The sequence below is a fragment of the Streptomyces sp. NPDC046215 genome (assembly GCF_040646215.1).
GTDB classification, from domain to species: Bacteria; Actinomycetota; Actinomycetes; order Streptomycetales; family Streptomycetaceae; genus Streptomyces; species Streptomyces stramineus.
Genome location: NZ_JBEYZW010000139.1, coordinates 1 through 10,706, shown reverse-complemented (window position 1 = coordinate 10,706; position 10,706 = coordinate 1). Strand labels below are relative to the sequence as shown.

The following is a 10,706-nucleotide window of genomic DNA, read 5'->3' as shown; positions in this document are numbered from 1 at the left end:
CGAAGGCGGCATGATCGGCATGCCCTGCCGTATGGCGGCCCGCAGACACGACGCGCCGCCGCTACGCGGCGGAACCGTGCCCCGCTCCGCGGGGCAGCCGGCCACTCCGTGGCCGGGGTGATCCGCTCCGCGGATCACGGGTGGGTCGGCGCGGCGGTGACCAGATCGCTCCGCGATCCACTCCCCTTCCTCGCCTTAGCCCGGTTTTTTACCTACAACTCTGCTTGTGACCAAGGTTGTTCGAGAAGGTGCCCGCTCCGCGGTCGCCTTCGGGCTGGCAGAGTCGGAAGGGGTGTGGCGCTCTTCGGTTTCCGAACTTATGGGGGAATCGACTCGGACCAGACTCTCCGTTGTGGTTCCTGATTGCTGGTTCCGGCGCTCTCGACCTGCTTCTATGGAAGCAGAAAACTATGGAAGATTCGGGATATCGGTATCCCCCTCTTCAGGGGGCACGGAGGTGGTGTCGAGCCAGTTGCCCTGAAGGGTCTTTGCCATCAACTGTTCTTGTTCGTCAGAGAGTTGGCCGGAGCTCTGTTTGGTTCGGATCTTGCAGAGCCACGGGCCGATCATGATCCGTTCACCGTCGACTTCGATCCATTCCCGGGCGCCGGGCGGGCGGCCCCAGCGTTCCATGAACAGGCGGAGGAGCCCGGCGGTCTGCTGGAAGCTACGGCGTTTCCGCCTCGCCTGCGTGCCCATCACCTTGCCTGCGGGAAGCGGAGCCTGAGTCGGGCTCAGCTTGAGACGATTGAGAAGGACTTGCTGGCCGGGAGCAAGCTGGTCCCAGAGGACGTGCTGGCGGTGCAGCCAGCTGCCGACCTTCGCCTCTTCGATGATCGTGTCCCGGCGCAGCGCGGCGGGGTCGCGTCCGGCTTCGATGTGGCGTTTGAGGAGGTGGTATTTGCGGTGCCAGTCGGGGCCGTGAGGGAGTGTCCAGTGGGGGTCGAGGGCGGTGAGCTGGGCTTGGCGTTCGGGCGTGAGGCGGTTCTTGCGGGCGAGGGCGCGCTGGTCAATGAGGAATTGGCCGCCAGGTTCCTGGGCGGGGATGGCGAGGTGGCCGTGCTCTGCCTGGTAGGCGATGACGGTGGTCAGGTGGCCCTGCCAGGTGGCCTCGTGATCGTCCCAGATCATGCCGAGGGCATCGAGTTCGGCGATCCAGTCCTCAGTGAGGGTGCCTTGCCGCCGGGCGGTGCGCTGGCCAGTGATGAAGGTACCCAGGTGGTAGCCGTAGGCATCCTCGTAGTCGGCAGGAACACGCAGGTGCTGGTGTTCGGTGTGGAAGCGGGTGGCAGCGGCCAGGCCGGCACGGCGGGGAGTGGAGAGGGCTGTGCCGTCGGCGGGCCAGGCGAGCAGGTCCATGGCGCGGGCGATGCTGTTCGGGTCGAGGGTGAAGTCGAAGCGGAAACGACGCGTGATCATGGTGTGGGTGTCGCGCTCCCGGCGCTGCTTGGCACTGGTGCGGGGCGCGCGGGCCGCGATGGTCTGGTCGTGATGGCGCAGCGCGGCGGTGACCAGCCACAGCGGCTCGTACGGGGTGCCGAGCAGGTCGGTGGGGTCGGCGCCGGGCGGGATGTAGGCGGGGATGATGAGGCTGGCTGTTTTGGTCTTGAGGGTGGGGGGTTTACGCAGGGCGCGGCCCAGGGCCTGGACGATGCGGCGCACGCTCGCGGTGCGGTCGGCGAAGACGACTGCGTCCACGGCCGGCAGATCGATGCCCTCGCCCAGGACCTGGGCGTTGGTGAGCACCGCCCGGTCGGCGTCGGCGAAGTCGGTGAGGATGTCGTGGCGCTGGCCTGGGGTGTGGGTACCGTTGACCGATTGCACGACGAGATCATCAGCCCAGGCGGGGCGCTCCTGTGCCGGGAGGGTGCGCAGGGTGTGGGGGAACTGGCGGGCGAAGTCGGTGGCATCCGCGATCTGCTGGAAATAAACGATGACGTGCTTGAGGTCGTGTTCTGCCATGGCTTTCAGGACGGCCAAGTGCAGGGCGGTCGTACGGCGCGCCGTCGGGGCGAAAGCGGGGTGGGTGGCGATGTCGGTCAGCGTGGTGCGGAGATCGGCGTCACGGATGGTGGGGACCACCAGTTGGTAGTCGGCCAGGGTGCCGTCTTCGATGGCCTGGGCGTGGGAGTAGGTATGGAGGCGGGGGCCGAAGACTTTGGTGTCGGTCATGGACGCTGTCAGCGCTGGGGCATCCCATTCCGGGGCGGTAGAGGGGGTGCGCTTGGGCAGGGGGCGAGTGGTGGGCGCCTCTGTCAGGCGCGGTGGCTCCCACTCGTAGGGGGTGGCAGTGAGGTAAAGGCGGCGGTCGGCTGGGATCCGGGCGTTGTCGTGCAGGACCGTCCAGTCCTTGTCCCAGCTCCCCGCCGTGCGGTGTGCCTCGTCCACGATCATGAGGTCGAAGACCGGTGCCGGGTAGCGGGTGCGCTGAGTCTGCTCGATCTTCGGGAGGGAATCGAGCGTGACGAATACCGTCGCCTTCTCGTGCCGGGCCAGCCAGGACGCGAGGAACCCGGCACTGTTCGTGCTGTGCGCCCCGGCCCCCGCAAGAGCTGGATGCTTGGCGGCGTTCAACGAGGAAACGGCCATCAACGGCTCCAGGCGACCGTCGGCGCGGGCAGCCCGGGCCCACTGACCGATCAGGTCCAGAGACGGTACCGCGATCAGCAACTGACGGGCGTCCAGCGCCTCCGCGGTACGCAGTGCGGTCAGAGTCTTACCCGTCCCGCACGCGGACACGATGTGCCCGCGGGTCCGCGAGGTCTTCAGGTGCCGTGTCGCGCTGTCCACCGCCTCCTGCTGATCCGGGCGCAGCACACGACGGCTAGCGGGGCGGGCGTGAAGAGCCGTAGCGACAGAGGCCTCAACCGGGGACTCAGAACTGGAAGTCATGAAGACCTCTACTCACGGGCAGGAAGGGGGCAGCCAGCGGGAATCATCCTCCCGCACATCAGCGAATGAGCGAGCCGGCACAAGGGACGGGACCCCTGCGCTACCGCCTCCGCATCCCAGACCGCCCTCCCGTGCAGGCTTTCTGCCAACGCTGGCATCCATTCTCGGCTCACAACACAGTCGGCCGTTGCCCAGGGCGCGGCCCTATGTCACGCGCCCCTGAAGGACACCACCGTGAGGGCTCCTTCCCGGCGTCCCGCCAACGGGCGGTGGAGGTCCTTCCGAGCAGGGAACCGTGACGGCGGGATAGCTCAGGTGCCAACAGTGGAACAGTGATGATCAATCCCTGATACCAGTTTCTCCTGTGATTCACAGACGTCAGGGCGCGACGGTGCCTTCCTTTCAAAGGTGGAGCTTTCCGGTTCAGCTCGTCTGCGAGCTTTGGGTCGCCGACAACTCAGCCGGTGGTGTGGCGGCGGAGAGTCCAGCGCATGTCGAGTGCTTCCAGAGCGTGTAGCTGTTCTTGCGTGAGGTGTTGTGGGGCGCGTCGTTTGTCAGCGATCCATCGTCCCAGGGGGAAGGATGAGCCGTCCTCGCAGGAGTATCCGTACGGAACGTCCAGGTGATGGTGGTGGTGCCGGTAGAGGTAGGCGGCGCGCAGCCCGCGGGCGAAGGCCCACTGTGAGGTGCCCCGGGGGCGACGGAGGAGGAGGGCCAAGGGGTGCTTGAGGGGCAGATCGCCCAGGAGGTGGTGCTGATAGTCCTGGAGTCCGGGAAGGGCTTCGATCTGCCTGGCCAGCCAGTGGGTGAGCGGGGAATGGTCGACATCGGTGAAGGTAGCAGGGCTGGCAATGGTCTCGGTGCTGCAGTACGCGGAGAATCTCTCCGACCGGCAGGCCGCCGAGGCTGTCCGCTGCCGTCTGGACTGGAAATATTGCCTCGGGCTTGAGCTCGATGATCCCGGGTTCGATCATTCGGTGCTCAGCGAGTTCCGGGACCGGATGGCCGAAGGCGACCGGGCGGACAAGCTGCTGGCGGTGATGGTCGATCACCTTGTGGCAGCGGGACTGGTCAGTCGGCGGTCGAGGGTCCGTACGGATTCCACTCACGTGCTGGCTGCGGTCCGGCGGCTGAATCGGGGCGAGCTGGTAGGCGAGACGCTGCGGCTGGCCCTGGAGGAACTCGCCCTGCACGGCGAGCGGTGGCTGTCCGGGATGGTCACTGCGGACTGGGCGGATCGTTACGGGCGCCCAGTTCGTTACGACCGGCTGCCCCGGGGCGGGGAAGCCCTGATCAGGCACGTGCTGCGGGTCGGCGAGGACGGCATGCACCTCCTGCACGGCATTTACGACGGCGATGCCCCACCGGAGCTACGGGACTTGCCGCAGGTGCAGATTCTGCGGCAGGTCTGGGTCCAGCAGTACTGGTACGACGATGCCGGCTGTCTGCGGTGGCGGGCAGCGAAGTCCACCCGCGACCGGGCGAGCCGACGCTCGACGAGGCAGCGCGACACCGGCAAGCCGCAGACGGACGGAAGGCCCGACCCTGCCACGGCACAAGTGCCTTGGGCGACGATGGAGATCGTCACCCCGCACGACCCACAAGCCCGTTACTGCCAGAAGATCACAGCGTCCGGACAGCGCGACTGGATCGGCTACCGCGACCACCAGACCGAAACCTGCGAGGCGGCCGTCCCGAACGTGATCGTTCAGGTCGTCACCCGCCCGGCCCCGGAGCAGGACATCGACGCCCTGGACCTGATCCACAAAGGCCTGGCCCAGCAGGGCATTCTGCCGCACGAGCACGTCGTCGACGGTGGCTACTCAAGCCCGGACAGCATTCACCAGGCCCAGCAGAAATGGGGCATCACGCTGTTCGGGCCAGTCCGTGCCGATCCCCGGGCCGATAAGCGGCCGGGCTTCACCAAGGAGGACTTCCACATCGACTGGCAAGCCCGCACACTGACGTGTCCGCACGGCATTACCAGCCCACCCTGGAAGCCCACCCTCGGTGACGGCCACCCCCGCTTGTCGGTCCTCTTCCCGCGCAAAGCCTGCCGTGAATGCGACGACCGGCTCGAATGCACCGGCAACACCGGCGGCAGGGGGCGCCACATCTTCCTGCTTCCCCAGCCCCAGCAGGAGATCCAGACCCGCGTCCGGCACGAGCAGAAGACCGGCCGATGGCAACGGCGCTATGCCATCCGCGCGGGATGCGAAGCCACCGTCTCCGAGACCGTCCACGCCCACGGACTCCGGCACTGCCGCTACCGCGGCCTGGCCAAGACCCACGTCCAGCACGTGCTGACCGCCGCAGGCACCAACATCATCCGCCTCAGCGAATGCTTCCCACCCGGCACAGCACCACCGCGCTGGCCCCGGCCGCCCAGTCCTTTCCAGCAGCTCTGCCAGAGACTGGAAACCTGAAGATCAACAGCATCCAGAACCTGTGCCAGAACCACAACCCGTGAACAAAGCCACCCGGGCAAAATTTTTTCCTCGTGATGTTCCGTTTGATGGCGTTGAGCGCCCGGAGCGCGCGCCTGCGAACTAAAGGGGAATCCCACGCCGTGGTGGCCCCGCCTCCACCAACCCGCAGCTGAGCGGGCCCCCTGTCAGGGGCATAGGTCCTGCACCGGCTGGTCCGGGAGGAGTCGCGACCAGTGATGGGCTTTGCTGAGGTGGCACACGCGTGTGGCGACGTATTCTGCGTCGGTGCTCCAGACGTGGGCGGTGCTGTTGGGAGTGATGGTGGCCAGCGCGTGTCCGTCCGGGGAAAAGCGGATGCTGTTGCCATCTTCGGAACCAGTGAGGGCGGCGCGCAGGCGAGTGGTGCGGGTGCTCCACAGTCGGATGGTGTTGTCGATGGCCTTGGTGGCGAGGGTGGAGCTGTCGGGGCTGAAGGCCATCGCTCGAGTCAGGCCGTCGTTTGTGGTGAGCGTAGCGGTAACACGGCGGGTTGCGGCGTCCCACAACCGCACACTGTTGCCGGTATTGCCGACAGCCAGGGTGCGGCCGTCCGGGCTGAAGGACAGTATCCTGGTCGCGTCTTTGGGCCCGGGCAGGGGTATGCCGGCCCGCTGGGAGCCGAGGGTCCACAGCCGCGCGGTGCCGTCGGCGCTGACGGCGGCAAGGGCGCGGCCGTCGGGCCGCAGGGCCAGGCCGAGCACCGAGTCGGGTGTGTGCAGGACCGCGGTGGGCTGCTGTACGCCGACAGCCCATACCCGGATGGTGCCGTCGTTGCCAGTGACGGCCAGGGTATGTCCGTCAGGAGTCATCGACAGTCGCCACGGGGTGGCGGCGATCGCGGCCTGTGGGAGTGTCGCGGTGAGCTTGCCTGTCATCAGGTTCCACACGCGTATGACGCCATCATTGCCGACCGTGGCCAGTGCCCGGCCGTTTTCGCTGGCCACCATCGCTTTGACGGACTGGGGACGGCGCAGCGGCGGAGGGTCGGTAAGCGGTGGGGTCGTGGACCAGCGGGTGACCAGGTTGTCGTGATCGACGGTGAGGTAGGAGTGATGATCCGCGAAGGACACGTCGGCAGTGGTGGTGCTGGTACGCCCGGTCAGCGTGGTGGGGCGGCGCGTCGCTACGTTCCACAGGAGGGCGGTGGAGTCTTTGCCTGTGGAAGCAAGGGTGTGGCCGTCGGGCGAGAGTGCGAGGGCGTAGACGGGTTGTGCCACGGTCAGCGTGGCCAGGGGGGAGCGTGCTTGGGGGCGCCACAATCGCAGGGTGCCGTCAAGGCTTGCACTGGCCAATATGCGGCCGTCTGATGAGAATGTCAGTTCCTGTATCTCGTCGCTGTGGCCTGCCATCGTCGTGAGCAGGCGGTAGGAGCGCACGTTCCATAGCTTGATCCTGTGGTCGGTGCTTGCCGTGGCGAGGGTGTGACCGTCCGGAGCGAAGGCCACGGCGTTGATGGCGCCGGTGTCTCCGGCCAGCACGGCGGCGGGCTTGTGGGTGGAGGTGTTCCACAGGCGGGTGGTGCGGCTCATGTCAGCGCTGGCCAGTGTGCGGCCGTCCGGTGAGTAGGCCAGCCGCATCACTCCGTCGGTGTGCCCGGTCAGGACGGTGTGTTCCCGGTGAGTACGCAGGTTCCAGAGGCGGACGGTGCGATCACTGGCGGCGCTGGCCAGTTCCTGGCCGTTGGGAGAGAACGCGACGTCTTCGGCCGTGTTCGTGTGGCCAGTCAGGGTCGCCAGGAGGCGGTGGGAGCGGGTGTCCCACAGCTTGATGCTGCGATCGTTGCCGGCGCTGGCCAGGGTGTGACCGTCCGAGGAAAATGCCACCGTGTTGACGAGGTCGGTGTGGCCGTTCAACGTCGTCAGGAGGCGGTGGGAGCGGGTGTCCCACAGCTTGATGCTGTGGTCGAGGCCAGCCGTGGCCAGGGTACGACCGTCGCGTGAGAAGGCCGTGCTGCTCACCGGTTGGCTGTGGCCGGTGAACTGGTTGGCGTAGAAGCGGGCGTATGCGCTGAGCAGCCCGCCCCGCGCTTCCGTCGTGGGGGCCTGGCGGTACCCGCTCAGGGCGAGGAGCATCGCGGCCTCAGGACGTGCGCCGCTCAACCGAAGTGCTCGGTCTGCGAGTTGGCGCGACAGCGCCAGCCGCTGTTGTGAATCCGCCACTGACGACTTGCGTACGGCGACCGCCGTCGCGGTCACCGCGAGGACCATCAGCACACTGAGGGCTGCCATGAACTGACGGCTGCGACGGGTGCGCCGTTGGGCGGCGCGGATGGACTGGTGGAGGAGGTCTCTTTCCAGCACGGACAGTTCTGTCTGGCGTGCGGGGGTGTGGAAGGCGTCCTGGGCTTCTGCGAGCGCGGTTCCGCGCAGCAGTGCCCCTCTGTCACGGCGGCGGTCTTGCCAGTTGCGGGCCGCATCCGTCAGGCGCCGGTGGCGGCGCATGCGCTCGCGGTTGTCCTCGATCCACCCGCGCAGCCGGGGCCATGCGGTGATGAGTGCTTCGTGTGCGAGGTCGACGGTGTCGTCGTCCAACGTGACCAGCCTGGCGGCGGCCAGACGCTGAAGCACGGCGTCCGGGGCCAGGTCAGTGGTGGTTTCGGTGGTGGTGAGTTCGGCCCGGTCGATGGGGCGGCGGGTGTCCGGGGTGGTGCCCTCGCCCGGCGTGATCAGACGCAGCAGGATGCGGCGAGCCGTCTCGGTCTGGGGCGGGGTGAGGTGGGTATAGAGGTCTTCGGCACTCTGGGCAATGGCGTGATGGATGCCGCCGGCGGCTTCGTAACCGTCCAGGGTCAGGGTGCGGCCACGGCGCCGGCGCCAGGTCTCCAGCAGCGTGTGCGACAGGAGCGGCAGTCCGCCGCGCTCCTCGCCGACTTCCTCGATGAGGCGGGCGGTCAGCGTCCGCTCCACGATCAGCCCTTCGGCAGCCGCGGGTTTGACAATCACCTCGCGCAGCTCGTCCGGCGTCATCGGGCCGACCGGCAGACTTGCCTCTCCGAGGACCGTGGCCAGGCCCTCGTACTCAAGGCAGCGGGCATAAAAGTCCGCCCGCACCCCCACCACGACCCGCAGCCGACGGCGGGGGTCCCTCGCCGACAACAGCAGGCCGATGAACTCCCTCCGCTGCGCCACCTCCTGGCAGAGTGTGAAGATCTCCTCGAACTGGTCCACCACCAGCCACGTATCTCCCCCTCCCCCGGCCGGGATGAACAGCTTCTCGTGGTCGCGCACCGGCCGGGGACCGGGCGTGAAGATCCGTATTGCCGCCGGGCGCTGTGCCGGGTCCTTGGTGTTCTGTAATCGGGGGATGAGTCCGGCGCGTAAAAGGGAGGACTTACCGCTGCCCGAGGGGCCGAGCACCATGACGCACCGGAAGGCCTTGGCCATGGCGGTGAGCTGGTCCGAGAGACGGGTGCGGCCGAAGAACCTCGCGTGGTCGCCGGGTTCGAAGCGGGCAAGACCACGATAGGGCGGATCTGCCGATTCCTCGTCCTCCGGTGGCTGAGCGGCCTCTTCGTCACGGAATGTGTGCCATCGCCGCTCCCACTCCGCAAGGTCCCCGCCGCACGCCTTCACATACGCCAGCGCCAGTGGCAGGGACGGCAGCGTTTCCCCCGCAGCCGCGCGTGCCAGAGCAGCAATCGAGTACCCCGTCCCGTCAGCCATCACCCGGTAGGTCGGGCTGCCCGCCTCCCGGCGCAGCTTGCGCAACTCGAAGGCGAAACGCTGCACCGGCCCAGCCATGGGATCGATCGGTTTCTCACGACGCCCCACCGCAGTCTCAGCCCCTCCCCCTCGACGTCATAGCGCCCACCCCAACACGTCCGCCGAAGCGGCAACAAGGCGCCCGCAGGCCGAGTTCGGCGCCCGACGGGGGCCACAACTGTTTTGTCTACCAGTACAAACAGGGGCTGCGAGACAACCAGCCGACCGCTGAAATCACTGGAGCACGGCCGGAACCGCCGCTCCCGACGAAGGCGGTCCGGGGCCTGCACCCCGCGATCGGGGGAGGGTGCAGGCGACACGACAACACGTGGAAAGGACAGCAGCATGCGAACAGCACGGTTCCTTGCGCTGAGCGGCGCAGTGAGCGCCCTCGTACTCGGAGCGGTAGTGCCGGCCTCCGCCGGCGGCCCGGCTTCAGCAGACGGCGGCAGCCCCGCCCAGACCATCCGCAGCACCAGCACGATGGGCACCGCCGCGCCGGCCCCCGCTGCCGCCGCCGACACCAGCACCAAGACCGCTCCCACCGCCGACCTCCTGGGCTGCTCGCACAGGTGGTCCAACAAGGACGCGGACAAGGCGAAGGTCGTGAAGAACGGCGTCCGGTACCGCGGCGGCCCCCACACGAACTGCGCCGCCCTCGGGCAGGTTCCCAAGGGGGCCACTGTCTACTTCCACTGCTACACCAGGACCAAGAACGACGGGACCTGGACGCACGTGAGGATCAAGGGCACTCAGCGTCAAGGATGGGTGAAGGACTCATTGATCGGGGGCGGCAGCCTCGAACTGTGCTGACGACGGCCCGATAGACGACTGCACCGTAGTGCCCACCCCCGAAGGCCAGGGGCGGGCGGGCAAGGAAGGGCCGGGGCCCCGGACGGGGGTTCCGGCCCTTTGCCGTTAGCAGACGGCGGCCTTCTCGGCGTCGACTGCTCGCCGAGGTCGAACGTCAGAACGAATATCGGCGCTAGTACTCCAGCCGGACTTCTCCATTACCGCTGGTCAACGGCTTGAGTGTGGGGAGTGTAGCGGGGTGGTGCCGGATGCGGGGCGGGCTAGTGCGGCCCGTCCTGCGGACGAGTGCCCGCGCCGCGTGTAGTGACATCGGGCTGGAGAGTCACTGTGTGTGATTGATGATGTACCCGCCGGCGAGTGGGAGCAGGAACTGGAAGAACTCGTCCTGCAGATCGGGCGTCGCTTCTTGCGCGTCGGGCCGAGGCGCCGGTTGCGGGACTGCCTGGGGGCGCGGGCGTAGGGTCCGTGGCGGCACTTGATCGAGCAGACACGAGCCGGCATGTCCGAGAGCCGCGGGCAGGCCCTGCAGGGCTCCCGCCTGTACGTGCAGGAGCTGGGGCGGTGCTCGCTGCTTGCGGACTGTTGACGAGTAGGGCGGGTGCCCAGTGCGTATGCCAGGGTGTCGGCCGGGGCGGGCGCCGTCGGCCGGTGCAGCGCACCAGCTGAGTGCGCACTCAGTGCGGTGGATAGGCCTCTGGACCCGCGCCGGTTTGCGCACGTGCGCACGCTGGTCGTGGCCTAGTGTCCTGAGTCGGAGATTCGTCTGCAGTAGGTGGCGACTTTGTCGAGGATCTCGTCGGCGGTCTTCGTCCAGACGAACGGCCTGGGATGC

5 protein-coding genes are annotated in these 10,706 nt (G+C 67.7%); 2 read left to right on the top strand and 3 right to left on the bottom strand.

The window, feature by feature from the left end; all coding sequences use genetic code 11:
* Positions 1 to 408 precede the first annotated feature (408 nt).
* Together ABZ951_RS32675 and ABZ951_RS32670 are read right to left on the bottom strand one after the other, a co-directional pair.
* Positions 409 to 2,892: a Helicase associated domain protein gene (locus ABZ951_RS32675; protein WP_344097811.1), complete on the bottom strand. Its 2,484-nt coding sequence runs from the start codon at positions 2,890 to 2,892 to the stop codon at positions 409 to 411.
* A gap of 457 nt (positions 2,893 to 3,349) precedes the next feature.
* Positions 3,350 to 3,610, bottom strand: a complete 261-nt coding sequence (locus tag ABZ951_RS32670; RefSeq protein ID WP_344097812.1) for a helicase associated domain-containing protein — start codon at positions 3,608 to 3,610, stop codon at positions 3,350 to 3,352.
* An 88-nt stretch (positions 3,611 to 3,698) separates the two neighbouring features.
* Between ABZ951_RS32670 and ABZ951_RS32665 the strand changes: the two genes are divergently transcribed.
* Positions 3,699 to 5,318 carry a transposase gene (locus tag ABZ951_RS32665; RefSeq protein WP_361281598.1) on the top strand — a complete coding sequence of 540 codons (1,620 nt, stop codon included), beginning with the start codon at positions 3,699 to 3,701 and terminating at the stop codon, positions 5,316 to 5,318.
* A 188-nt stretch (positions 5,319 to 5,506) separates the two neighbouring features.
* Here ABZ951_RS32665 and ABZ951_RS32660 read toward each other — a convergent pair whose 3' ends face one another.
* Positions 5,507 to 9,088: a hypothetical protein gene (locus ABZ951_RS32660; protein WP_344097815.1), complete on the bottom strand. Its 3,582-nt coding sequence runs from the start codon at positions 9,086 to 9,088 to the stop codon at positions 5,507 to 5,509.
* Between the two features lie 318 nt (positions 9,089 to 9,406).
* Between ABZ951_RS32660 and ABZ951_RS32655 the strand changes: the two genes are divergently transcribed.
* Positions 9,407 to 9,874 (top strand): hypothetical protein, encoded by a 468-nt coding sequence (locus ABZ951_RS32655; RefSeq protein ID WP_344097816.1) that lies wholly within the window; start codon positions 9,407 to 9,409, stop codon positions 9,872 to 9,874.
* The last annotated feature ends 832 nt before the right edge of the window (positions 9,875 to 10,706 follow it).

Bases quoted from the DNA above. Each gene is read 5' to 3' on its own strand.
- ABZ951_RS32675 (WP_344097811.1), bottom strand. From the start codon at position 2,892: ATGACTTCCAGTTCTGAGTCCCCGGTTGAGGCCTCTGTCGCTACGGCT.
- ABZ951_RS32655 (WP_344097816.1), top strand. From the start codon at position 9,407: ATGCGAACAGCACGGTTCCTTGCGCTGAGCGGCGCAGTGAGCGCCCTC.